We start from the raw sequence: 24,102 nt of genomic DNA, 5'->3' as shown, positions 1-24,102 counted from the left end.
ATAAGAAACCGGAGTGATAAATACCTAACCACTCAAAATAGGCTGTAATGCGCATGCTGGTGAGAAATATTTGTTATTTATGTTTTGATTTTTTTTATAAGAGATTTTTTTATAAGAGCGAATGATGATTCAATGGGAGTTTTTTCTCCTGAATTTAGGGTTTTGTTGATTTGTTTGTCCGAATGTAACAACTTATAAAGTTTTTTATTTCGTTCTTTTTTTGAAACTGGTAATTGAATGAAATAACCATTATTTTTCTATTGTTGTTTCAGGGTTGAACAGAGAGGTCAGGGAGTCAATTCTCTTTGACAACCTCCCGCCGGTAATGGGCTGCATCTGGCTCGTGAACAGGTTTTCAGACTGATAGTGGACTTCCGTGTTTGTTACTTCGGCTTATTTTAGGCCGTATTAAAGGGGCGAGGTTATCTGTTTCGGAGGTTTCTGAATGAGTTCTGATCCTGAGTTCAGCAAATGGCGGGAACGGTTCTGGCCGGTTCACAGTCATGAGCTGAAAAAGCTTATCCCCATGATTTTGATGTTCTACCTTATTCTTTTTAACTATACGATTCTCAGGGACACCAAAGATACCCTGGTGGTCACCGGTGCCGGTTCCGGTGCCGAGATTATCCCATTTCTGAAGCTTTGGGTTAATGTCCCTTTTGCTATCGGGTTTACCCTGATTTATTCGCGCATGAGTAACCTGGTGAGAAGGAATACACTTTTTTACCTGGTGATTACCACATTTATTCTGTTCTTTGTTTTCTTTGCGCTCTGGCTCTACCCCAACCGTGATACCCTGCACTTTCATGATACATCGGACTATCTGCAAAGTGTTTTACCACCGGGGTTCAAGGGGCTGATTGCGGTGATGCGTAATTGGACCTTCTCCCTGTTCTATGTCATGTCGGAGTTGTGGGGCAGTGTTTGCCTGTCGATGCTGTTCTGGGGATTTGCCAACCATATCAATACCATTGCCGAGTCAAAACGGTTTTATGCCCTGTTTGGCATGATGGGCAATCTGGCGCTGCCCACGGCAGGTTATTTTGTCTATATTGCCTCCGGAGTCAGGGAGAACCTGCCCGAAGGTGTGGATTGCTGGGGGTATTCCCTTAATCTGATGACCACGGTTCTGACGCTGGGCGGGGCGTTGATTATTTTGATTTACTGGTGGATAAACCGTTATGTCCTGAGTGATCCCAGCTTATACCATCAGCTGGGTGCCCATGAGCCAGCCAATGAAAAACTGAGCCTGTCCCTGCGCGACAGCCTGAAAATGATTATTCATTCCAGATATCTCCTGTGCATTGCCCTGCTGGTGATCAGCTATGGGGTGTGCATCAACATGGTGGAGGTTACCTGGAAAAATCAGCTTCGTATGCAGTTTCCGGACCCGAATAATTACAACCAGTTTATGGGGCTGTTTTCAACCTGCACCGGGTTGGTGACGATCTTTATGATGCTGTTTCTCACCAATAATGTGATCCGGTATTTCGGCTGGACATTTGCGGCGCTGTGTACGCCGGTCATATTATTGGTCACCGGGTCCCTGTTTTTCTGTTTTGTCCTGTTCCGGGACTGGTTGCCTGAAAGCCTGATACTCTCCCTGGGGATTGCCCCGTTAATGCTGACGGTGATTTTGGGGGCAATTCAGAATATTCTGAGTAAATCGACCAAATACGCCCTGTTCGACCCCACCAAGGAGATGAGTTATATCCCCCTGACGCCGGAACAGAAGGTAAAGGGCAAGGCGGCAGTGGATATTATTGGCAATCCCACCGGAAAATCCACGGGTTCATTGATACAGCAGATATTGATGGTGATGCTGGGGTCACTGTCTGCCATTGCACCCTATGTTGCGGTGATTGTTCTCTGTTTCTTCGCAATCTGGATTGCATCTGCCCGGTCGCTGGGCAGGCGGTTCACAGAAATCACTGAGCAGAAGCATATGGAATAAGCATCATGCTGCTTTTGATTATGGCTCGACCTCAGCATAAAAAAGCTGGCATCTCTTAAGTTCGGTAAGGTAACGGTCCCTGAATAACGGGTCGATATCGGAAACACGCAGCCAGCTGGCTACGGTATTGTCGGAACGGATGGTTGCCACTCTTGGGTCAACAATACGACAGCGGACATTTTCAAACGTTATGGTGTTTGCCCCGGGATGGGTGACCTCATGCACTTTATGCCAGGCGGTCAACATTTGCCCGGCTAATGTGCGTACACCGGGCAAGGCGCTTTGGTGTATTTTCTGCCAGACCTGATCGTCACCCATGGTAAAAAACAGATCATCGGCCCCGAGTTCTCCTGCCCTGACCAGCTGTTTCAGGGCATCGGCTGTCCAGAGATAGAGAACCCGTCCCCAGGCGGTAACAAAAATATGCCGGTTCAGTTCAATACTGGCATCGGCGGTCAGCCGCGCGGATTCCAGGCTTTTGGCATACCAGTGTTGCGACAGCGGGTCAAAGAACAGGTCTGCCAGGATGGCATCGACCTGTTGACTGGTGAGCTTTTTCCGTCTGGCAGCGCCCTGCACTATATAATCAAGCCGATCAGCAGCAAGGTCCGGCAGTGGCCGTTCCAGCCGGGTAAACGAGGGATTTTTTTTGGGGTGGACGGTTTCAGACGACAGTTGATGTCTGTTCAGGATTGGAGTAATGCTGTGCCTGTCCACAAAGTTGGTGAACTGTGAATCGTGATAGTCCGGGTTGCCTGCTGAGCTGTCAGAAAACAGGTAGTCAGACACATGGCTGAAGGTGCTGTGGGGCAGGTCATGGAGCAGGCCGCTGACCTGTTCCGGGAAGGGGGCACCGAAACGGTTGAGTAAATAGAAGACACCCAGAGAATGGTCGTAACGGGAGTAGGGTTCATTGTTACTGCCCTGTGAGTCCACCATCTGTATGGGGCCATACTGGTTGATGTGTTTCAGCCTGTTGACTGCCGGGTGGGCCAGAAGGGAAGAGAGTAGCCGGGATTGATCATTTGCCATGGCCTTAAACGATATTGTTCCGTAAAAGGTGTCGATGCTGTCAATCTGGTTTTCAATATGACTTTCAATGTCAGTTTGATTGCCATCGGCGGACAGCTCATGGCTGATGATAACGATAAACGGTACCAGACAGCTCAATAATTTGATCATTGCTCAATTATGTATCCGGTGTGCCTGACTGTTTTATAAATGAACGTTATCAGTCAGGCTGTGCGACGTTGTCGTAATGTTTTACCTGTGGATGCCAACCGTGTATTACCTAGTGCAGCTAAGCGCTGTTACCCATACCGTTCGTCCTGAGCTTGTCGAAGGGCGGAAACTCCGGACTCTGATAGATCGTGCCAAGCACCCTTCGACTCCGCTCAGGGTGAACGTGGTGTATGGGTAATAACGCTTAGCCGCAGTAGGGCAGTCTATTCTCGGACAGCCTCCTAAGTAAACATGGCCTGGATGACCACCGACAAGTGTAGCCAGCAGGCCGGGATCTGCAAAAAAATCAAACAGGGGTTGTCGGAATTGGCGTTTTACACAAAGAATCAGCGGCTAAACGCCAGAACTTTGTGTTCCATAAACCGGATCAGCACTGTCAAAACGCCCGTCATGGCCAGATAGATCAGGCCAGCCATGGTGAACACCGTTAATGTGTCGTAAGTTTGTGCGTTCAGTCTGGCCGCATAGCCCATTAAGTCCATCAGGGTAATGGTACTGGCCAGGGACGAACCTTTCATAACCAGAATGACCTCGTTGCCATAGGCGGGCAGTGCCCGGCGCACGGCATGGGGCAGGATGACCCGCAGCAGTGCCTGTCTGTTGGTCATGCCCAGCGCCATACAGGCTTCCCGGTCACTGTTTGGCACGGCATCAATGGCTCCCTTGAATAACAAGGTAGAATAGGCGGCTGAGTTCAGTGCCAGGGCCAACATGGCGCAGAACCAGGGTTGGCTTAACCAGGGCCGGAGAACGCTGTTTCTGATGGCGTCAAACTGAGCCGGACCGTAATAAATCAGAAATATCTGGATCAGCAATGGCGTGCCGGTAAACAGCAGAATCTGCAGTTTGACCAGCCAGGTCAGCGGCCTCACTTTCAGGGCAAGCACCAGGGTGAACAGGATGGCCAGCACCAGCCCGGTAAACAGGCTGACCAGGGTCAGTTCCAGTGTGGTGCCAAGACCTTTCAGCAGCTCGGGTAAATAGTCCATATTCATGCGGTGGCCTCACCGGGGTTGACTGGTTTGTCAACGGGCATTTCTGTCACGCCGTTACTGGACGTCAGGTGTCTATTAAATCGGGATTTCATGCGTTCCAGTATATGCTGGCTGACCAGGGTAATTGCCAGGTAAATAAGGGCGGCAACACCATACCAGGTAAATGGTTCATAGGTACTGGCGGCAGTCATCCTGGCCTGGAGCAGTAAATCGTTGACACCAATCAGGGCAACCAGCGCCGTATCTTTCAGCAGTACCAGCCACTGGTTACCCAGACCGGGCAGGGCGTGACGCCAGGTTTGCGGCAGGATAATGCGGAAAAAGCAATGGCTGCGGCTGATCCCCAGTGCTACCGCTGCTTCGGTCTGTCCTTTGGGGACCGCCATAAAAGCGCCGCGCAGGGTTTGTGAGGCGTAGGCCGAATAAATTAACGACAGGGCAAGGGTACCGGCAACAAACGGGCTGACTTCAATAAACTCATCCGTTAGCAGGAACAGGGCATGGGTTGAGCCAAAGTAGACGAAAAACACCACCAGGATTTCCGGTAGCCCACGCAATATGGCAACCAGGGTGCTGGTGGCGAGGGCAAGGGGTTTGCAGCGGCTGAGTTCGGCCAGGGAAAAAGCGACGGCCATTAACAGGCCCAGAACCAGTGATGACAGGGCAAGGCCCAGGGTCATCACGGTTGCTTTGGCGAAGAGAGTGGTCAGGCCCACAGTTATCTCACCTGTGCAGAGTTGAAATATTTGGCATGCAGCTGCTGGTAAACACCGCTCTCTTTTACCTGAGTGAGCGCCGTGTTCAGTTTTTCCACCAGGGGGTCACCTTGACGGGCCGCGATGCCCATGCCGATGCCAAAGTAATTGGCATCCTTCACTTCTTCACCCACGCTCTGGTATTGATCTTTGCCCTGCTGAACCAGCCACTCACGGGCAACCGCCGTATCGGCAAACACGGCATCAACCCGACCATTGGTCATATCCAGCAAGGCGTTCTGGTAGCTGTCGTATGGGCGGGTTTTCACGCCCTGTTTTTCCAGTTTGTCGATCAGATAGGCCTGGTGGGTACTACCATTTTGTACTCCGACGGTTTTACCCTTCAGATCTTTGGCTTCTTTAACATCACTGTTGATGCCAGCCACAAAGATGGCTGAGTTTTCATAATAGGGCTGGGTAAAGGCGACCTGTTCCAGTCGTTTCGGGGTGATATCCATGCCGGAAATGATGGCATCAAAGCGACGGAATTTCAGGCCGGGGATCAAACTGTCAAACGGCTGGTTGTTGAACTCGCAGGTGGCATCCAGTTCGGCGCAGATGGCATTGGCCAGTTCAACGTCAAAACCCGTCAGCTCATTCTGTTCATTAAAGAACTCGAAAGGAGGATAGGTCGCCTCCATACCAAAACGAATGGTGTCCTGCGCCTGGCTTATCCCGGAAAAAGACAGGGAGGCGAAGGCAGTACTGGCCAGGGCGACAGTGGCAATTATTTTTTTCATCGGGCTTTCCTTAATGACAGCTGGTTCTTGCAAGCAGTGGGTTGTTGGTTGCGATTGAATTAATGTTGCAGGTAACGTTTAAATGCACGGGTTTGTGGGGCAGTGAATCGTTCAGCAGTCCCTTCCTCGACAATTTCTCCGTTTTCCAGATAGACTACGCGGCTGGCGATTTTCCGGGCAAAGTCCACTTCGTGGGTGACCACCACCATGGTAATGCCAGACGCCTGCAGCTCGTTGATAATGGCCACCACCTGATTGGTAATGGCCGGGTCCAGGGCAGCGGTGGGTTCATCAAACAATAATACTTCCGGAGAGAGCATCAGCGCCCGGGCAATGGCTACCCGCTGCTGCTGGCCACCGGACAGGGAAGCGGGCCAGGCATTGGCTTTATCCGCCAGCCCCATCCGTTGCAGCAGTCCCATGGCCTTGTCTCTGGCCCCTGCTTTGGGCATACCCTGTTGAACAGGAGCTTCCACCAGGTTCTCCAGAACCGTCATATGGGGCCACAGATGATACTGCTGGAAAACCATGCCGACTTTGCGTCGCAGCTGGCAGGCTTTTGCTGATGTAGTCGAGGATGATGGTTTCTGGTGTTTTTTTTGTGGAAAACTGAATTCCATATCGGCTATGTTGAGAGTGCCCTGATCCGGACTCTCAAGAAGGTTCAGCATGCGTAATAGCGTACTTTTTCCTGCTCCGCTGGAACCCAGTAATACCGTTGTTTCACCTTTACTGATGCTGAAGCTGATGTCCCTCAGAACCTGATGGACACCAAAGGATTTGCTAAGGCTCTGTACTGCGATGCCCATTGCCTGAATCTTCTTATTGCCGGTTGAAATTTATGGCTGAATTGTCCTGTACTGATTGGGTAAAATCAACAAAAAAATGAATAAAAATGCATATTGCAAAGGTAAGGGTCTATAATTGACGCCAATTTATAACGCTCACCCTTCGAACACATCCAGCAAGTGGAAAATCGAAGGTTGTGCTGGTTTTTGGATATATGATTGATTAAAAATGCTGCATTACTCAGAATTTTCCGATAACGGATAACCCTGAAAACAGCATTTTTTCTGGAAGGTTATTTGACGACTATGACTAGCCAAAAACAGGATGCCCTGGTTCGCTCTTTCCGTCAGTTGCTTAAAGAAGAGCGCTGCGGCTCCCAGGGCCAGATGGTGACTCTTCTGCAGGAGCAGGGGTTTGACAATATCAGTCAGTCCAAGGTATCGCGCATGCTCAGCCGTTTTGGTGCGGTCCGGGCGCGCAATGCATTGAATGAGCTGGTTTACTGCCTGCCTCCTGAGCTGGGCAAGATGGATTCCAGTATTGCGGTAAAAGATCTGGTAGAAGACGTTAGCCATAATGAGTCCATGATTGTGATCAAAACCAGCCCGGGTGCCGCCCAGATGATCGCCAGGCTCCTGGACTCTATTGGCGTAAAAGGTGGGATTATGGGGTGTGTGGCGGGGGATGACACCATTCTTGTGGTACCTGCCAGTGTGCAGGAGATTAAAGAGATTACGCTGAGTATTGCCGGGATGTTTAACCCGGATATTTCATAAACGTGCTCCCGATCTCGCTTGTCCTTTGCCGCTCTAAGGGAGTTTTGCTCAGTCGACCGTACCCCCGGTACGGCGCTCCTTCACAAAATCCCTTAGAGCGACAAAGTCCTTCGCGATATTCGGGGCAGTTTATGAAATATCCGGGTTAACTGAGTGTTCCTGTTTTTGCAGGAACACTTTTTGTGTCCGGAGCAGTTGGTAGCAATGCTTTACCAGTGATCCGATGAGTGGTTCAGACTGGTGCACGTTGATAAAATATCCGGGTTAAGACGTTGACGAGCGGGAGGGATCTTCAAAATACAATGTAATGGTGTTGGCAGGAAAAAAAATCTTGTTTTCACCTGGCAGGATGCCGGGATGTGATGAGTGAAGTAATGTTGAATTACTTGATATTTTCGAGAATAACCATTTTGGGTCGTATCTCAATCTGCCACGAATTTTACCCTGTTCCAGGTAAACCGATGGATCTACTCTCTGGTCTATTTCAGTAGCAGGGATTTTAAAGCTGATAAACAGTAATTGGCCGGATTTGAGGTGACAGCATGCCTGCCCCTGAAGTGTGGATTTCGCTCTGGGTGTACCTTTCAGGCTGACAATATCGGTATCGAGCAGTTTGTTAAAAAGCGACGTAATTGTATTGTAAACTTTCTGCTGACCTTTCGTTAAGATGGGAATACGTAGTAAATGTTGTGTCGTTGAATCTTTTTTAAAAATTTTTATGCTGTTTTTAGCAAGGTGAATGGGGTTGGGTGGGGTATGCTGCTGCGCTTCCTTCAAAAAGCATCGGGCAGGCATTGAGATAACTTTCTTTACCATCGCCTCGTCATCAAATAACAAATTACCTGATATAGCGTACTTTTTTTGCAGTGTGTGCAGCGGTAATCCGCTGTTTGATAAATCCTTTTTGAAGTGTACCTGAATGCGCAGTCTACTTCCCCCGGGGGAAAAGCTGGCAAAACCTGCGCTAAGTTCTTTATTGATATATCCAAAGTTAGCGGTTATTACTTTTCCGTTCCATGCTCTGAGCGTGTTTATAATGGCATAGTGGTTAACAGAAGGTATCTCAGGTAGTGCTTTGGCTGAAGTTGCCTGATCAACAGTCGTCTTACCAGCAACGATGATACCTGATTTCGATTTTTCCTTTTTGCACAAGGAAGCGGTTTGCGTCAGTGTGCCGTTTTGCCTGCCAGTTCCCTTCCCATCAGAGAGCGTGGTGTTTGCAAAGATGGGCTCTCCCCTTAAAGTGCTGGGAGCAGGTGGTTTATCGGTATCTGATGGATCAATATACCTTCTGCCTTCCACTATTTGCAGTAACGCTTCGCATATAGGATTTTCTTCATATCTGGGACTGTAGTTTGGAACTGCAAACGGGTTATGAAAGGCTGCTGTGCCCATTTTTTTTACCTCTGAAGAGGTAGGGGTCCACACTGAAGAGGTGGGGGGAGGCAGTGGCAGGGTGGTAACGGGACATAGTTTTGTTTCCAGTGAATCGATACTCCCCGTCTCACGTCCCAACCATAACAAGCGTGTGGTAGGGATCAGGGGTTGTAGATATTGTGACCCACATGGGTGAATCACCCTCAATGTCTGGTTCATAATGGCGAACATTACCTGGTTGAGGTTACTTCAAGAATGTAGGAGCTGGGAGGCTGACCGAGAATAGCCTCCCTGGAGCCTGTCCCAAAATAGTTTCGACAAGCACAGCAATCAGGACGAACGTAACTTTGAAACTCAGAAATCTGGAAACTATTTCGGGACAATCCCTTATTAAGAAAGCAAATCTGGTAAATAGTTCCCGCTTTAGCCGTTTTGATGCCTGGTAAGTATTTCTCACGCTTGCCTGCTGGTGGTGTTTTTCTGTTATTATTGACCATTTTTTCAAGGCATTAACCAGCATGAACCAGGCGACACTGACCTTTGATAAAGTGTCTGACCCAAAGGTTGTGATCACTCTTCAGGGCAGCTGGACGGTTAGTGGTGTTTTGCCAGCCCTGGATCAGCTTTCTGCTTTACCGGATTATGATCAATTAAAAACCGTTGCCTTTATTACCGGTGATGACTTCTCGTGGGACTCCAGACTGCTGGCCTGGCTATTGGCCTGCCAGCGCATGCTGGAGCCTTCCCATTGCCAGCTTGATCTCAGTGGCCTGCCTGAGGACGTAAAAGATCTGTTCAGGCTTGCCAATACCGTACCGCCCAATAAGGCCTTGCCGGATAGAAACCCATCCCTGTTGCATCGGCTGGTCGACCGGGTTGCCCGCCTGGGTGATGAGGCGATGGAGCTGTTGGCGTTTATTGGCGAACTGGCACTGTCCCTGTGCCGCTGGTTGTCCCGGAAAGGATCCGCCCGCTGGTCCGATATTATCAGCTTTTGCCATCAATCCGGGCCTTCTGCCTTGCCGATTATCACGCTGCAAAGTGTTCTGATCGGGATGATTCTTGCTTATCTGGGTATGGTCCAGCTCCGACAGTTTGGTGCCGAGGTGTATGTCGCCAATCTGGTGGGGGTTGGCATGGTGCGTGAGATGGGAGCATTGATGACGGCGGTGATTATGTCCGGTCGAACCGGTGCCGCCTATGCCGCCCAGCTGGGCACCATGCAGGTTAATGAAGAGATTGATGCATTGACAACTCTGGGCATAAAACCCATGGATTATCTGGTGTTACCCAGAACCCTGGCCCTGATTCTGACCATTCCTCTGCTCTGTCTGTACAGTAATATTCTGGGCATGCTCGGGGGTGGGCTGGTGGCTACCAGTATGGATATTAGCTGGTTGATGTTCCTTTACCAGCTCCAGGATGCTATTTCTTTTGGTGATATCATGACCGGCGTTGCCAAGAGCTTTCTGTTTGCCCTGATGATTGCCATGGCCGGGTGTCGTGCCGGCCTGGCTTGTGGTCGTTCCTCCGCTGCGGTAGGGCAGGCGACGACCAACGCGGTAGTGACCGCCATTATTTATCTGGTGGTGGCCGATGCTGGACTGAATATCCTTTTTTATCACCTGGGAATTTGAGCATGGGGCAACTGCAGCAGGAAGGTCAGGAGGTGGTGATTGAAGCCCGTGGCTTGACCATGAAGTATGGTAGCAACCTGATTCAGTCCAACCTGCATTTTCAAATCAGCAAAGGTGATGTGTTTGTCATTATGGGGGGCAGTGGCTGCGGTAAAAGCACGCTCCTGAAACATATGATTGGGCTCTACCAGCCGACAGAGGGCGATATCCTGTTTGGCGGGCAGAGTTACTTTGCCGCATCCCCGGAGCAACAGTTGGCGATGCGTAAACGCTGGGGCGTTACCTATCAGGGGGGCGCGTTGTTCAGTGATAAGACACTGGCTGAGAATGTTGCCCTGCCACTGGCACAGTATACGACACTGTCTAGTAAAGATATTCAGGATATGGTGCGTTATAAACTGGCACTGGTGGGTTTGGCCGGTTTTGAAGACTTTTACCCATCCCGGATCAGTGGTGGTATGTGTAAGCGTGCAGGGCTGGCCAGGGCCATTGCCCTGGACCCGGATATCCTGTTTTTTGATGAACCCTCGGCTGGACTGGACCCTCTCAGTGCCAGACGACTGGATGACCTGATTCTGCAATTAAGAGATTCCACCGGTGCCACGGTCGTTATTGTCACCCATGAGCTGGCCAGTATTTTTGCCATTGGCAGTAATGGGGTCTACCTCGATGCCAACAGCAAAACCCAGCTGGATACCGGGTCTCCCGACTATATGCTTAACCACAGTAAACACGATCTGGTCAGAGCGTTTCTGTCCAGAGGTGAGTGTTAAGGATGGGGGAATTTAAAAGCGACTCTACGAATCAATCAGTGAGGCTCGCTTTTCCGAGAGAAGCCTATGAATAGAAAATCCTTGTCAGTATCCGTTGGCCTTTTTGTCATCCTGATCATCACCATGACGTTTGCCCTGGTGTTGTTTCTTAATGCGGATGGTTTTTCGAGGAAGGCTGTCCAGCGTTATCAGATCCTGTTTGACAGCTCGATCAAAGGCCTGAATGTTGGTGCTCCCGTGACTCTTCGCGGTGTGAAAATTGGTGAAGTGGTCACCATCAAGACCAAGTTGTATCACAATCATCAGAAGGTCTTGAATGTGGTCACCATTGATATGTACCCGGATGCCATCAGTGAGCATGATAGCAGTGACCAAAATGTGCTGGGACAGTTGCTGCAGCAGGGGCTCAGTGCCCAGGTTGGGCTGCAGAGTGTATTGACCGGGATGCTGTATATCGAGGTGGATTTTTTTGACTCTGTGCCGGAAATGCAGCCTGTGGCCACCGAGTATCCACAGATTCCCACGGTGCCCAATAACCTGGAAGAGTTTATTGAGCGGTTTGAGAGCATTAATATTGCGGAAATGGCCAGCAGTTTAACGGAAGTTCTTGATAATCTGTCCCGGCTGACCGGAGATGATCGCCTGAACAAACTGATTGATAATGTTGATAAGGCATTTGTCAGTATGGCAGCGATGTCCGATGAGATGACCTCAAGCATGGCGGGCATTCGCAAAGAATTTGCTGCCATGTCACAGGATTCCGGGGAAGTGACCGCATTGCTGAAAACCCATCTGCCTGCCGCCACGCAGCAGTTGAATGAAACCATGCTGCAACTCCAGCAGACCATGTCCGCAGCGGAAGAGACACTGGCACCTGACTCACCATTGATGTACCAGCTGACGCAGAGTTCAAAAGACATCAGTCGTGCTTCCAGGGCGGTGGACGATCTGGCGGACTTGCTGCAACGCCAACCCGATTCGATTATCTTTGGTAGACAGTCAGGAGACGTACGGTGAGCCGTTACCTTCGTATATTGAACCTTGTTATGGGTCAGAACGCTGCTGCAAAGGCTTTTTTCCTGATCATATTGCTCTCGGGCTGTTCCGCCAGGAACCCCAACTATCATGATTATACGCTGGTGGCGGCAACGGTTTCACAAGAGCAGACTGTGCTGCCGGACACCGCTACACTGGGGGTTTTTCCGGTGAGTGTTGCCGGTTGGCTGGATAAGAAAACAATTACCTGGAGCGATGGTGGTGTTCGTTTACAGTCCTCTGCGAATGATCACTGGGGGGAGCCCTTGCCAGAGCTGCTGACACAGGCTATGGTGCAGAATCTGCGTCAACAGGTTCACTCTGGCACTTGGATAAGCTCCGGCCCCTGGGTCCGCAATAAACGCCCGGAAGTGGTCGCATTTGTTGATGTTCAGTCTATAGCGCTGGTGAACCGGCAGTTACAGATGAACGTGGCCTGGTCCCTGGAAGGGCAGGATCAGCAGGTCATTGCCCGGCAGGAGAGAGTCTATACCCTGCCGCTGGCGAGTGATGTTTCTACACAAGCTCTCGTTCAGACATTAAGCCAGGTCTGGGGGGGGGTTGCCAACGATATGCTTCAGGGTTTTCCCGGGCTTGGCAACTAAGGGCGCACGTGAGGCAATCTCCCCGGCAGGTGGTTCGGGGATGGTATCTTCGGACACCTTCCTGTGTTGATCTTCAGGCATGATGTTGCGCTTTCGGCAGCCTCTGAAGTGATTATTGTCAGTGTTCTCAAGTAATACAAAGTCGCCAATCCCATTTAAATCAAAGTTTTTCAACTGATCGTCAGTTACGGGGAAGTAGAAACCATAAGCATCAACAGCGCTCATAATGGTGCCCTTGTTATTTACTGTAATGACTGGCTTTTGCAACACTCTGGCAACCAGGGGGACGATGACTGTATACATCCATTTGCCATCACATTTGATGGCGTCCATACCGGTCATGCCATCGTGCTCGAAATCATTCGTTAAATAGAAGTAAAGGTCTTCTTCCGGCACAGAATCAGAATCCCGCCAGCTTTCGTCTTCATTGAAACGTGAATGATTGTTTTCGTAATCCTGTAGCCATTCTTTTGCTTCTTCATACACCTGTTGACGTAAGCTGTGAGCATCCCGGCCGGGGCGTTGCGCGCATGACACAAGGGCAGCATGGAAAAAACAATTGCCATCGCCGGGGACATCGACAACTTCGTACCCCTGATTGTACACAATGTTGGAGGTGCTTTCAGATAAACTGCTGAGTATGTCACTCAGTCTATCGATGTCACGGGAAAATTTAGAAGGATTGGTAGAAAGGGTATTGTTTGGTGAGCAGGCATTGATAGCACAGTCCGTAGACATGACGGTAAGCACTCCAAAAACTGCTGCTGCGACGAAGCATCCTGAAGAGATCGCACTCAAGGTAAATGCTGCAGACACAATGGTAGAAGCCGCTGGGAATATACACACTGCCCAGCGCTTCCAGCTGGCCTGTGGTTGATCTGTCGGAGGCGCATCTCCGGATCGATCCACAGGACCGTTGGATAAAGGTGTTAGTAACGATTGTATCAAAGGAGTCTCACCGGAACGTTGTATCATTCCCAATCTTATTTCCATGCCCATCCGGGGCCTGGTTTAATATTCAGCCAATGCTGCCCAGAAGCCTCCTGGCTGCTCCGATCACGGTGTTAATCGCGTTGGGCTCAACACTGGCCAGCTTTTCAGTATCTGGCGTTTCATTGCAGGTACGGTTAACAATGACCCCGGCAACGCACCCGGCCTTAAGCCCCATGGCAGAACACATGGTCAGAAGGGTTGCGGACTCCATTTCATAGTTAAGCACCCCCATCGACTGCCACTCTGCCATAGAGCCCTGTAGCTCTTTTCTGACCCGCTGGGTGAAGGTGTCATAACGTTCCTGACCGGGGTAGAAGGTGTCGCTGGAGGCGGTAATACCTGTCCAGAAGTTAAGCCCGCCTTGTTCAGCGGTATCTACCAGTGCCCGGGTACACTGAAAGTCAGCAACGGCAGGATAGCTGATGGGGGCAAAATGTCGGCTGGCACCGTCCAGGCGGACGGAACCGGTGGTGATAATGACATCACCCACATTGATATGGGGCTGGATGGCACCTGTGGTGCCAACTCTCAGAAAAGTCCGGATGCCCAGTTGTGCCAGCTCTTCTACGGCAATAGATGTGGAGGGTCCACCGATACCGGTTGAACAAACCACGACAGACTGACCCTCCAGCTCCCCTCGCCATGAGGTGAACTCCCGGAGGCTGGCCAGCTTGATCGGGTTATCCATCAGTTCAGCAATACGTTCGACCCGCTCCGGATCGCCAGGGACAATGGCCAGTGTGGCACCATTCAGAACCTTCTGGCTCAGGCCGAGATGAAAAACTTCGCTACTGCTCATATATGCCTCTGGGAACGTCCCCTGGATCATTGAACTTTACCTCTTAGCATCCATCATAGACGCATCCATGGGGAGTGTTATCGATCTGGATCAATATTTGATCCACTGAAATCGAGCCCGTCCGATGATATAAGTATGCGTTTGCGTCTATGCTGATAATGACCTGTTGGTCAGTACATACCAGTAGAAAATGGACAGTCCATGCCACCTGAAAACAGAATCACTTCCAATCGCGCGTTTATTTTCGCTATTGCCGGGGCTGCCATCGGTTTGGGAAATATCTGGCGTTTCCCTTATGTAGCCGGTGAAAACGGAGGAAGCCTGTTTTTCCTTCTTTATATTATTTTTGTGGGGTTACTGGGGTTGCCAGTCATGGTTGCCGAGATTGTGGTTGGCCGGGCAGGGCGGGCTTCACCTGCCAGCAGTCTGCGGCAGCTGGCGGTGAGTGCTGGCCATACCAGGCACTGGAGTAAGCTGGCCTGGATGGGAGCGCTGGCGGCCACAATGATTCTCTCATTCTACAGTGTGGTGTCCGGCTGGGTGCTGCACTTTTTCTTCCAGTCGCTCTCGGGGGGGCTTCCAGCCAACAGCATTCAAGCGACTTCGATACATTTTCAACAGCTGCTGGAATCACCCTGGCAGGTGGTTTTATACCACGGTCTGTTTATTGTTATGACCGTGGCCATCAGTGGTCGAGCCGTTTCCAAAGGCATTGAACAGCTGAATAACTGGCTGATGCCCCTGATGTACCTGATTCTGGTGGTTCTACTGATATATGCCAGTCAGTTCAGTGGTTTTGCGCCAGCCCTTGATTACCTGTTTGCTTTCCGGTTTGAGGCGGTCAGCGGCGGTGTGGTGCTGGAGGCAATGGGCCATGCCTTTTTCACCCTGGCCATTGGTGCCTGTTGTCTGATGGCCTATGGGGCTTATATGCCGGAGAGGCAGTCGGTGGTTAAGGCGGTATTGGTGGTCGCCTTGCTTGATGTGCTGGTGGCGGTGATGGTCGGTATTGCCACCTTTGCCGTGGTATTCAGTGAAGGGCTGTCGGTGGCGGAAGGTCCCGGGCTGATGTTTATCACCCTGCCGGTTGCCCTGGCTCAAATGCCCTTTGGCTCGCTGGTTTTACCCTTATTCTTTCTTCTTCTGGTCATGGCGGTTTGGACATCGGCAGTCAATCTGGCGGAGCCGCTGGTGGTGATGATGAGTCGCCTGTGTTCAGGCTTCCGCGCAACAGGAGCCACCATAGCCGGTGTTATGATATTTCTGGTCGGGTTAATACCCGGGCTCTCTTTCAGTGTCTGGAAGCAGGTTGCTGTTGATGGTAAAACGTTGTTTGACCTTTATACCGCCTTTGCTACCCAGGTTATGCTGCCAGCCGTTGGGCTTCTGGTACTTTATTTTTGCGGTTATATCATGGAAAGAAAAGTGCTGATTGAACAGTTGGGAATGCAGGGTAAATCCCTGAAAACCTGGCAGCTCCTGATCCGCTGGGTCAGCCCTGCATTGCTGTTGATGGTCATCATCGGTGAGCTGTTTCAATTTTGATCACATCAGAGATTTGATCAGAGCTGCCACTAACATAACAAAAATTAATACCATGGCGATTTTGGCAAGCTTGCCCTGCTGTTCATTAGTCAGCGGTTTGCCATGGCGCTCCGTCAGCTTAACCACAACAAACAGGGTGATGAACAAAAGTACTAAAATAGAGATCAGGTTCATATTTCACCAAAAATAACGGGCAGTCGTCGTACTGCCCGTTATTGTACCCAGCCTGAGGATTTATTTCGTGGTTTATTCGCTGGCGGCTTCTTCTTTGCCTTCAATGCTGATCAGCTCAACCTCAAATACCAGCACGGAGCCTGCTGGAATGGAACCAACTTCCTGGTCGCCGTAAGCCAGCTCAGCGGGAATCGTCAGGCGATATTCAGAGCCAACAGACATCAGGGCAACACCCTCAGTCCAGCCCTTGATCACGTTTGCCAGGGGGAAAGTCGCTGGCTGGCCTCTCTGCTTGCTGCTGTCGAAAACAGTGCCGTCAGTCAGCGTACCGGTATAATGAACGGTAACAGTATCCGCTGCGGTTGGTTTTGGGCCGTCTCCCTGCTTGATAACTTCATATTGCAGACCGGACTCAGTCACGGAAACTCCTTCTTTCACGGCGTTATCTTCCAGGTATTTGGCACCGGTTTTACGGGTCTCCTCACGCTTTTTGGTAGCGTTCTCCTGAACGACGGTGTTCATCTTCTGCTCATGAGCCCTAAGCGCTGCACCCATCTCCTCCTCGTTCATTTTGACCTGATCGGCAAGGGCGTCCAGCAAGCCCTGCTGAACCAGCGCACGGTCAAGCACAACACCAAGCTCATCCTGCTGCTTCAGTGTCTGACTGGCAAAGTTACCAACAGAGGCACCAATGGCATAGGCGGCTTTCTGATCATCCGTGTTTAACTCAACTTCAGGAGCCTGGGTGGTCTTTTCCTGACAGCCTGATGCCAAGAGTACAGCGGCTGCCAGAGCAGATATCTTAATAACCTTCTTCATATCAGTTTCCGTTGTTTTTGGCCAGAAATGCCGTATTGGCCAGGACGATCTTGCCTGTATCAGGATGAAAGTAAAAAAAAACCTATCAATAATGGCACAGCCTTTACGTCAGTTGAACCAAATAACAATAATTTTTCAAAAAAATCACATTATTACCTTACGGTATATCATTACCGGTTTATACAAAATCAATTCTCTCTGAATTTAATGGGGCGACGTTATGCTGGTCTGCTTAAGCTATCAATTGAGGCGTTGATAGAAAGAGCCATCAATTATTACAGGAGCGTGAAGATATCAATTCCACGAATCACGATTCAATTCCATTTGACCAACTATTTACCGGGGATAAAAGGTTGTCTGGGGGGATTCTGTCAGTCGGTCTTTAACAGCATGCCTCGAATTTCCGGTGTAAAATACGCTATATTTTTATGATCTTTGTCTTTTTGTCCCAGTTTAAATCTCTAGTTTCAATTTATAGAGTTTTTCGTCGCCATTGTTTGCTTTGGAGCCGTCGCTTGGAGTCTGCTGTTAGCACTACCGTTTTTATTCAGTCCGGAAAGCAGCCTGAGACACCCTTGTGCAATAAAAGTGCAGTAAAAGACGGGCCACTTTTGGCGGGTTGTCGGACGGGCTGGTATTTTCTGGCGTTGGCAGCTGTTGTTGTCTTCATGGGCTTTTCTCCTGTGCCATGCCATGGACAGGGGGACATGGCAGAGACGGAAAAGCGTCAAATGGATAAGCCCTACCGGCCGGTCTGCATTCATGACCCAAAAGATGGCTGGCAGTCGTTACGCCATGGTTTTCGGTTAATGGCCTACTATCACAATGCGAAGGTCAAAGAGCAGCTGAAAGCATTTCCCCAATATTATTTTAACCGTCTGTCCGAACGAATCCTGGTGTATCAATTTTATTTGAACAGGAAGATTCAGGAAAAAGGTCTGCCGGCAGAGCTGGCCCTGCTACCGCTGATTGAAAGCGAGCTTGACCTCAAAGCACGTTCATCGGCAAGGGCGATGGGGCTGTGGCAGTTGATGCCCCGAACAGCCAGGGCTTACGGACTTAAGGTGTCGAAAAAGTGTGATGAAAGAACTGACCTGGAAAAAGCCACTGATGCCGCATTGACCTATATTGAGTACCTCTATAAAAGAACCAGTGACTGGATGTTAACCATTGCTGCTTATAACGCAGGCCTTTACCGGGTGAAACAAAGCATTGCTCAGGCTGAAGCGTCGGGAGAATATTCAGATGCGGGTTTCTGGAGCCTTGATTTGCCAGCTGAAACCCGAAAACATGTGGCCAAGTTTCTGGCCCTCAGCCATGTGGTTCTTCTGCCGGGTAAGCATGGCATCAGGTTACCAGCCCTTTCTGTTGTCGAGGGTGATGGTTTTTCCAGAGTCAAATCGGGCTATCACTCTCCAGAGTGTGTTATTCCCAGCGCTGGTTGTCTCTTTTGTCGCCAACTGGTGCTTATGGTGCTTTACATTTACTTTCAGGCACTTTAATCAGGCTGAATGACACTATTCCTAACCATCTTGTTAGTCAATCAAACTGAATACCCTGGTAAATTCCGGGTCTGATAAAGCATTACCTTAATTTTTATATCAACAGGGAGGTGGTTTTATGAGCTATCCAGGTGTTGCTCCAGTTTCGACTAATGTCAGTCAGACCCAATTTCATGCTCCTGCCATGGAGGGAAGCGGTCGTCGTTCCGTATGGTCAAGTATCGGCAAAGCTGCTGCAAAGGCTTGTGTCATGCCATTTCGCATTGCCTCAACGGTGGTAAATGGCGGTGTTTTTGCTGCCTATTACGTTACCGCTGTGGCTGTTACCGGGCTCGCTGCCACCGGAGGTGCTGTCTATGGTATTGGGAAAATGGCCACAGATGCGATCCGTGGAAAACCACACAAAAGCCTGCTGGAATATACCATCAAACCCGCCCGAGAGACTTTCAACTGTATTTCACGCCTGTACTATGAGCTGCCAAGACATGGATCTGAATTGATCTTCTCCGGTGTAGCTGTCGCTGCGGTAACTGTCCTGGCAATCGTGGCAATCGTGGCAGGAGATGGCAACAGCCACGTATGGATACATACCCCCTGCTGTTATCACAGTTGTGGCGATGCCGGAGGCACAGGTCACCAGAAACCTGCGGATGATGACTATAACCCTTCAGGCTTGTCTGCGGTACTGCATCCATACAGACCTTCTATTTTACTCGGACGTAAAATCATGGGGACAACTACACAGGTACTGAATAGCGGCCGGAAGGTTGACTGAAAAGGGGAAAAAAATGCGCATATTCATTAGCATACTTGGACTATTGTTATCAATTATATCAACGACTGTTGTGGCCGGTACGGAAACCGGATTGAAGATAATCAGTGTTGGTGCCCATGCCCAGGGAAGCAGAACTTTTTACTTCAAAGTTGACCGTACTATTGGTCCGTATGGTTGCCGAAGCGATTTGGTAAAAGTGGATTTATACAATGATTATGATTCACAGGCTGAGGTGATTTCAAACAATATCGTCCGATCTATGGTGCTTTCAGCATTTGCCACCAATTCTGATGTGCAATTGAAGGTTAGGGAAACATGCCTGCATTCCAATCCAACCATCTCACAGATTTGGTTGAGTAAATAAACTCACATAACGAACAGGGCGTTACATCAGATGCACTTTGCTTCCGGATTGGTAATGCTCCTTCAGTCTGTTGACTGAAAAGTGGGGGGGACTGATGTTAATTCTGCTTTTTTTGCCTCAGCTGCCAGCTCTGCTTTTTCCCTCGCCAACTCTTCACTCAAGCCTTGTTTTATAGCCAATCGATAGGTTGTTGTCCTTGTATACCTTATGGGCTGGTCTGCCTTACCTTTATCAGATGCAGCGAATTTGGCCCACCTTCTGGCGCTGGCCTCTTTGCATTTATCGGATGCCATGTATTTAGCCCTGGCCCTGGCTATGGCCTTCCTGCCTTTTTCGGATGCAGCATATTTGGCCCTTGACGTCTTGCGTTTATCAGATGCGGTGTATTTGGCTATGGTCTCTTTGCCTTTATCGGATGCCATGTATTTAGCCCTGGCCCTGGCCATGATCTCTTTGCCTTTATTGGATGCCTGATATTTAGCTTTGGCCCTGGCTATGGCCTTCCTGCCTTTTTCGGATGCAGCATATCTGGCTCTGGTCGCGTTGCGTTTATCGGACTCACTCACCTCTTTCAGTGTCTTAAGTGCCTGGGGCAGATCAGGAGTGGGGGGCAGAAGTTCGCCGTAACCGGAAGATTCAGTTGCTTTAAACTCAACAGTGTTGGCAGGAGCCTGCTGTTGAGTGTACCTGATCAACGGACTGACTGCCGCAATGGAGCGTGGTGGTGGCTGGGAAAAAGTAACTGTTGAATGTACAGAGGGAGGTAAATGGAACGTTGAAAAAATACTCAGAGCACGTGAAGAACCGGGTGTATCCTGATTCGGTAATTGTTGTTTTAAATATCCAGAATGGGACTGCCTAAGTATCTGTACAGGATAACCGAACCCGCTGAGTTGTGAGCTTGAAACCTCCGCCAGTAATAGCAAGGGATTTTTTTGCAACTCCTGTAAACAAGGAGATCCATAAAAGACAGTTGAGTCCGGGCTAAACCTGTACATTACATTACTGAACTATTGAATTACACCCTGAGACCACTCCTTCATTATGAAAGTTCAACTCTGATACAGCCCATTTGATATTTACGTCAGCCAATTATAAAGATTGGCTAAGGCTATTAATCCGGATATTGGTTAGTTGAAAAAGACTATTGTACGACTCCCAGCTGTGTTTTAAGTTCTGTAAAACCTTTAATGACTTGCTCAAGCTGCTGTTCGGCAGAATTGCGCATATCACAAACTGAGCTGTCAACTTTCCACTCCCTTTTTGATTTCTCCAGCAGTGCTTTATAAACGGCGTCCTTTGCTTCTTTGCCCTGATCTGCTTTACCGACGTCTGGCACACTGGTAACCTCTTTTGTTTTAAGTGTTTTAAAAAGCTGCTTTCTTGTAGCTAAAAGATGAGATATGTCAGGCACCGGTTGCAGGTCTTTCAGGTACTGCTTTACATCGTTCATTTCTTCAATGATAAACGCTACCCTTTGCTGCAGGTGATACATTTGCAGATCATTTTCCTCACTTGCCAGGCCGACCATCATATCCTGAGTCAGTTGATGGGCGGCATCTCTGCCTCGATCAAGGGCTGACTGATACAGGGAAGCGCTGGTGAATGCACGTTTGATCAGGACCTGAATCTGCTCTGGATCAGATAACCGCGTAAGGAAATTGATGCTGCTGATGCTGATTGGCTGATTTGGATTTCTATCATATAGCCACTGGGCGTCATACTGCCATGGATGTTGAGCAGCTTCCTTAAGAGCATCATCACAGAAGGCTCTCATTTTGTCGAACTTCTCGACAAAAAGTGTGGCCCGGTTAAATTTATCCGTACACTTATTGCATAGGTTGTAGGCAAGATCACCATAAACCCAGACAGCCAATACGGGGGATTGCTGTATTTCAGGAAATACAGAATCGACTGTCGTCAGTTCGTTAACATAGTTTTCACCGTACTCAAGATTTTTATTAAACAGTTGCAGTCGCTTACTCATGCTATTAACCAGCTTTGCATGATCTGATTCCGGTTGTTCTTTCTCCTGTGGCTCAGATTTTACTCTGGTAATCTCCTGTTGAAGCTGCTGTTTTCTTTTGTTTCTTATTTCCTGTTTCTGTTTTGCCCGCTCCCTTTTTTTCATATTTTCTCGTAATATGTCATGATTGCTTTTTTTCTCACTCTCAAATTCATTAAGATAATCCTGACGTACCCTGTCAATTTCAGTGAGTCGAATTTTACACGCTTCATGGAGAGTCTTTATACAAGCTTCCAGATTTTGTGACTCAGTGTGAACAAGGTTGGATTTCTGAATGACTTTTTGATGCACTTGATTGAGTATCGAGCAGCAACTGTTCAGTTGTTGTATAAATTGATTATGTGTCGAAAGGTCATCCAGGAAATTATTAGTCAGTGTTGTTAATAAACTATTAGTAATCTCTGTTGCTACTCTGGCTAATCGAATCATGGATATTTTGTTATTGCCAGCTTGTCCCGTTCGAAATATTTCATGGTCAGATAGCGTTTTAAGGAGGCACATGGTGGTGTTTAACAGCCCCGGGTGCTGCAATGATTTTACCAGAATCATCAGGGTCGTACTTTCCAGTTGTTCTATAGATTTAAGCCAAGCGCTTTTAACGTTGCCGGGTACTTGTGCTACCTGTTGCACCAGTAAATGCTGAAGCGGGCGACTTTGCAGCAAGAGGCACAGTGATTCAGTAAGCATTATGAACTCTTCGGTAAATATTGAAGAATAGTCAGACAGTGTGTTAATACTCACAAGAAGAGCATCCATTGAGTAGGCAGTAGCATCTCCAATTTCCTGTGTATTTTCCTCACCCAATTTAATCATTTTGTAAACAAGATCAGAGGTAAATTGTATATGCCACTGAATGCACTGCCTGGAAAAAGTTTCTGGCACCTTGGCAGGTGTATTGTTATCCGCCTGCTGGTTCAGCTTGATACTCAGGGTTTTTGCTAATGACGTGATGGTATTGATAATGTCCGCTGATTGTTTATCATGGCTTTCATTAATGGCTTGCTGTGTTTCACTGATAGCAAAAAGTTTTTTTCCATATTGTAACAATGGTTGACTGGACAAACGTGGATGGCAGTAAATCGTCTCTGCCGACCTGATGAATGGGGCTTTGAGTGTAAAAACCTTTTGGTCAAAATAGGGGTAGTAGTACATGCTGGTAAAATCCAGATTCCATAGATCATCTGTTTCTATTTTTTCCACGTATCCTCTTACCTCTTCGGTTTTGGCCATTTCTTTCAGCTGGTTCATCTCTTTGCCAGAACACTTATAAAATGCCAAATGCGCGGCCAGACTGTTTCTTACTTTTTCCCTCTGAGTAAACTTATCCGGGTCTAATGAAGCAGCAGTATGGTTTAATTGACTGCTCAGTGGGTGAATATTTGCATGGGTTGTTGGTCTGACCAAAAGTATATCAGTCGATGGCAGTTTTTTTATTTTATGTAACGGAGGTAGTTTTACCGTGCTGTTATTTTCCCTCAGCTGGTTTTGTAGTGTCTTGTGCTGTTTTTTTAACTCGCTCCTGGAAAGCTTTATCCTGTTCCCCTGTTTATCAAAGCTATTATCGGTGCGCATTTTCTGATGAAAATCGAAGCATTCGAGGTAAAGCAGCCTGAGTGCCCAGGGTGTTTTTCTGGCAGCCCCGGGGTGCCTGAGTTGCAGGACTTGTTGGACTGAAAAATATGTCCCGGGACTATTCGCGTAATCCGGGGCTGATGAAGGCGTTAACTCAGCACCGGCCTCATTAGATTTCGTACCTGTAACCTGCGGGAGTGGTATAGCTCCCACTGGTACTTCATCCTCTGCCTGCAGCTGTTGGGATGGGCATGCTTTTTCATTGTTGCTGGCAAAAGCGTTTGCCGGTTGTCTGTCATCCCTCCGGGATACCTGTTCCTTAGAACATTGCAGTGTTTTTGGCACGAACTCGTTTGCTTCCGGATCCAGATTAACCTTTGTCGTTATTGCTATTTGTCTATCCGCTTTCACCATGGTTGCCTCAGGCTGAGCAGTCTTGCTCTCAAATCCCTGGCGAAGCGCTTTATCATGCGTAAGGCTCTCAACCGGGCAAGAAGGTGGCCAGCCTGACACTTGATCAGAAGTTACTGCCACAAAATCCTGCCCGGGAAATGGACGGAATGTTGCATCGTAAGTGTCTGGCTCTATTGCCAATGGCAGTGTGTTCATACTGATTGGTTGTTGTTGCGGAAATGGAATGACAGGTTGATTTCCACAATATACGGCAGCAACCGGCTGACCGGTCATTTGGGTTGTTGCCAGAAATTGAACTGGAACTGTTGAAACGGGAAGGATGCCCCTTGAAGAAATATCTGTAGTTTGAAAAGGATATGAATTAGGACAACAGGGCATCAATGCTTCGCAATTTAATGGAGCCGGGTTTTGTACATAGCCGCTTTTGACATGAGGAGTGAC

The 24,102-nt window shown here is 48.8% G+C and carries 23 protein-coding genes; 10 read left to right on the top strand and 13 right to left on the bottom strand.

What is annotated here, in order from left to right; translation table 11 throughout:
- Positions 1-445: 445 nt before the first annotated feature.
- The gene (locus ACO6V1_RS02640) at positions 446-1,954 is read left to right on the top strand and encodes an NTP/NDP exchange transporter (RefSeq protein WP_422459928.1); all 1,509 of its coding nucleotides are present in this window, start codon (positions 446-448) and stop codon (positions 1,952-1,954) included.
- 18 nt (positions 1,955-1,972) lie between these two features.
- On the opposite strand, the gene ACO6V1_RS02635 is transcribed toward ACO6V1_RS02640, so the two are convergent.
- The 5 genes from ACO6V1_RS02635 to ACO6V1_RS02615 all read right to left on the bottom strand — a co-directional run bounded on the left by ACO6V1_RS02635 (position 1,973) and on the right by ACO6V1_RS02615 (position 6,495).
- Entirely contained in the window at positions 1,973-3,136 is a 1,164-nt protein-coding gene (locus ACO6V1_RS02635; RefSeq protein ID WP_422459926.1) for a hypothetical protein, read from the bottom strand.
- A gap of 386 nt (positions 3,137-3,522) precedes the next feature.
- Positions 3,523-4,191: an arginine ABC transporter permease ArtM gene (artM, locus tag ACO6V1_RS02630; protein ID WP_422465676.1), complete on the bottom strand. Its 669-nt coding sequence runs from the start codon at positions 4,189-4,191 to the stop codon at positions 3,523-3,525.
- Complete coding sequence (gene artQ, locus ACO6V1_RS02625; protein ID WP_422459922.1) at positions 4,188-4,907, bottom strand: arginine ABC transporter permease ArtQ; 720 nt, start codon at positions 4,905-4,907, stop codon at positions 4,188-4,190. The genes artM and artQ overlap by 4 nt, the downstream gene beginning before the upstream one ends.
- A gap of 2 nt (positions 4,908-4,909) precedes the next feature.
- Entirely contained in the window at positions 4,910-5,686 is a 777-nt protein-coding gene (locus tag ACO6V1_RS02620; protein ID WP_422448875.1) for a transporter substrate-binding domain-containing protein, read from the bottom strand.
- Positions 5,687-5,745: 59 nt separating this feature from the next.
- A complete protein-coding gene (locus ACO6V1_RS02615) occupies positions 5,746-6,495 on the bottom strand; it encodes an ATP-binding cassette domain-containing protein (RefSeq protein WP_422459920.1) in 750 nt (249 codons plus the stop codon).
- 285 nt (positions 6,496-6,780) lie between these two features.
- On the opposite strand from ACO6V1_RS02615, the gene argR reads away from it, so the two are divergent.
- Positions 6,781-7,251, top strand: a complete 471-nt coding sequence (gene argR / locus ACO6V1_RS02610) for a transcriptional regulator ArgR (RefSeq protein WP_422448871.1) — start codon at positions 6,781-6,783, stop codon at positions 7,249-7,251.
- A gap of 264 nt (positions 7,252-7,515) precedes the next feature.
- On the opposite strand, the gene ACO6V1_RS02605 is transcribed toward argR, so the two are convergent.
- A complete protein-coding gene (locus tag ACO6V1_RS02605) occupies positions 7,516-8,646 on the bottom strand; it encodes a hypothetical protein (protein ID WP_422459918.1) in 1,131 nt (376 codons plus the stop codon).
- A 500-nt stretch (positions 8,647-9,146) separates the two neighbouring features.
- Here ACO6V1_RS02605 and ACO6V1_RS02600 point away from each other — a divergent pair, with 500 nt between their 5' ends.
- The 4 genes from ACO6V1_RS02600 (at position 9,147) to ACO6V1_RS02585 (ending at position 12,678) form a co-directional block, all read left to right on the top strand.
- Positions 9,147-10,265 (top strand): ABC transporter permease, encoded by a 1,119-nt coding sequence (locus ACO6V1_RS02600; RefSeq protein WP_422448867.1) that lies wholly within the window; start codon positions 9,147-9,149, stop codon positions 10,263-10,265.
- Between the two features lie 2 nt (positions 10,266-10,267).
- A complete protein-coding gene (locus ACO6V1_RS02595; protein ID WP_422448865.1) occupies positions 10,268-11,038 on the top strand; it encodes an ABC transporter ATP-binding protein in 771 nt (256 codons plus the stop codon).
- Positions 11,039-11,104: 66 nt separating this feature from the next.
- Positions 11,105-12,055 (top strand): MlaD family protein, encoded by a 951-nt coding sequence (locus ACO6V1_RS02590; protein WP_422465674.1) that lies wholly within the window; start codon positions 11,105-11,107, stop codon positions 12,053-12,055.
- On the top strand, positions 12,052-12,678 hold the full coding sequence (locus ACO6V1_RS02585; RefSeq protein WP_422448861.1) for a PqiC family protein: 627 nt from the start codon (positions 12,052-12,054) through the stop codon (positions 12,676-12,678). The genes ACO6V1_RS02590 and ACO6V1_RS02585 overlap by 4 nt, the downstream gene beginning before the upstream one ends.
- Here the strand turns inward: ACO6V1_RS02585 and ACO6V1_RS02580 are convergent.
- On the bottom strand, positions 12,613-13,494 hold the full coding sequence (locus ACO6V1_RS02580; RefSeq protein ID WP_422465672.1) for a hypothetical protein: 882 nt from the start codon (positions 13,492-13,494) through the stop codon (positions 12,613-12,615). The genes ACO6V1_RS02585 and ACO6V1_RS02580 overlap by 66 nt on opposite strands.
- A gap of 202 nt (positions 13,495-13,696) precedes the next feature.
- Complete coding sequence (udp, locus tag ACO6V1_RS02575) at positions 13,697-14,470, bottom strand: uridine phosphorylase (protein WP_422448857.1); 774 nt, start codon at positions 14,468-14,470, stop codon at positions 13,697-13,699.
- Between the two features lie 201 nt (positions 14,471-14,671).
- Between udp and ACO6V1_RS02570 the strand changes: the two genes are divergently transcribed.
- The gene (locus ACO6V1_RS02570; protein WP_422465670.1) at positions 14,672-16,015 is read left to right on the top strand and encodes a sodium-dependent transporter; all 1,344 of its coding nucleotides are present in this window, start codon (positions 14,672-14,674) and stop codon (positions 16,013-16,015) included.
- Here ACO6V1_RS02570 and ACO6V1_RS02565 read toward each other — a convergent pair whose 3' ends face one another.
- The 3 genes from ACO6V1_RS02565 to ACO6V1_RS02555 all read right to left on the bottom strand — a co-directional run bounded on the left by ACO6V1_RS02565 (position 16,016) and on the right by ACO6V1_RS02555 (position 17,678).
- Positions 16,016-16,189 (bottom strand): hypothetical protein, encoded by a 174-nt coding sequence (locus ACO6V1_RS02565; RefSeq protein WP_209203657.1) that lies wholly within the window; start codon positions 16,187-16,189, stop codon positions 16,016-16,018. It lies immediately after the preceding gene.
- Between the two features lie 72 nt (positions 16,190-16,261).
- On the bottom strand, positions 16,262-17,008 hold the full coding sequence (fkpA, locus tag ACO6V1_RS02560) for an FKBP-type peptidyl-prolyl cis-trans isomerase (RefSeq protein ID WP_422448853.1): 747 nt from the start codon (positions 17,006-17,008) through the stop codon (positions 16,262-16,264).
- A 547-nt stretch (positions 17,009-17,555) separates the two neighbouring features.
- A complete protein-coding gene (locus ACO6V1_RS02555; protein WP_422448851.1) occupies positions 17,556-17,678 on the bottom strand; it encodes a hypothetical protein in 123 nt (40 codons plus the stop codon).
- A 37-nt stretch (positions 17,679-17,715) separates the two neighbouring features.
- Between ACO6V1_RS02555 and ACO6V1_RS02550 the strand changes: the two genes are divergently transcribed.
- The 3 genes from ACO6V1_RS02550 to ACO6V1_RS02540 all read left to right on the top strand — a co-directional run bounded on the left by ACO6V1_RS02550 (position 17,716) and on the right by ACO6V1_RS02540 (position 19,649).
- Positions 17,716-18,510 (top strand): lytic transglycosylase domain-containing protein, encoded by a 795-nt coding sequence (locus tag ACO6V1_RS02550; RefSeq protein WP_422448849.1) that lies wholly within the window; start codon positions 17,716-17,718, stop codon positions 18,508-18,510.
- Positions 18,511-18,628: 118 nt separating this feature from the next.
- Positions 18,629-19,285 (top strand): hypothetical protein, encoded by a 657-nt coding sequence (locus tag ACO6V1_RS02545; RefSeq protein WP_422448847.1) that lies wholly within the window; start codon positions 18,629-18,631, stop codon positions 19,283-19,285.
- A 13-nt stretch (positions 19,286-19,298) separates the two neighbouring features.
- Entirely contained in the window at positions 19,299-19,649 is a 351-nt protein-coding gene (locus tag ACO6V1_RS02540; protein WP_422448845.1) for a hypothetical protein, read from the top strand.
- Between the two features lie 62 nt (positions 19,650-19,711).
- Here ACO6V1_RS02540 and ACO6V1_RS02535 read toward each other — a convergent pair whose 3' ends face one another.
- Complete coding sequence (locus tag ACO6V1_RS02535; RefSeq protein WP_422448843.1) at positions 19,712-20,344, bottom strand: hypothetical protein; 633 nt, start codon at positions 20,342-20,344, stop codon at positions 19,712-19,714.
- A 449-nt stretch (positions 20,345-20,793) separates the two neighbouring features.
- Complete coding sequence (locus ACO6V1_RS02530) at positions 20,794-23,934, bottom strand: hypothetical protein (RefSeq protein ID WP_422459907.1); 3,141 nt, start codon at positions 23,932-23,934, stop codon at positions 20,794-20,796.
- Positions 23,935-24,102 lie beyond the last annotated feature (168 nt).

Origin of the sequence: Endozoicomonas sp. ALC013 (assembly GCF_049310205.1) — a bacterium.
Taxonomy (GTDB): domain Bacteria; phylum Pseudomonadota; class Gammaproteobacteria; order Pseudomonadales; family Endozoicomonadaceae; genus Endozoicomonas.
Note: the sequence above shows the minus strand (reverse complement) of the source record. Positions and strands in the feature narration are given on the sequence as shown.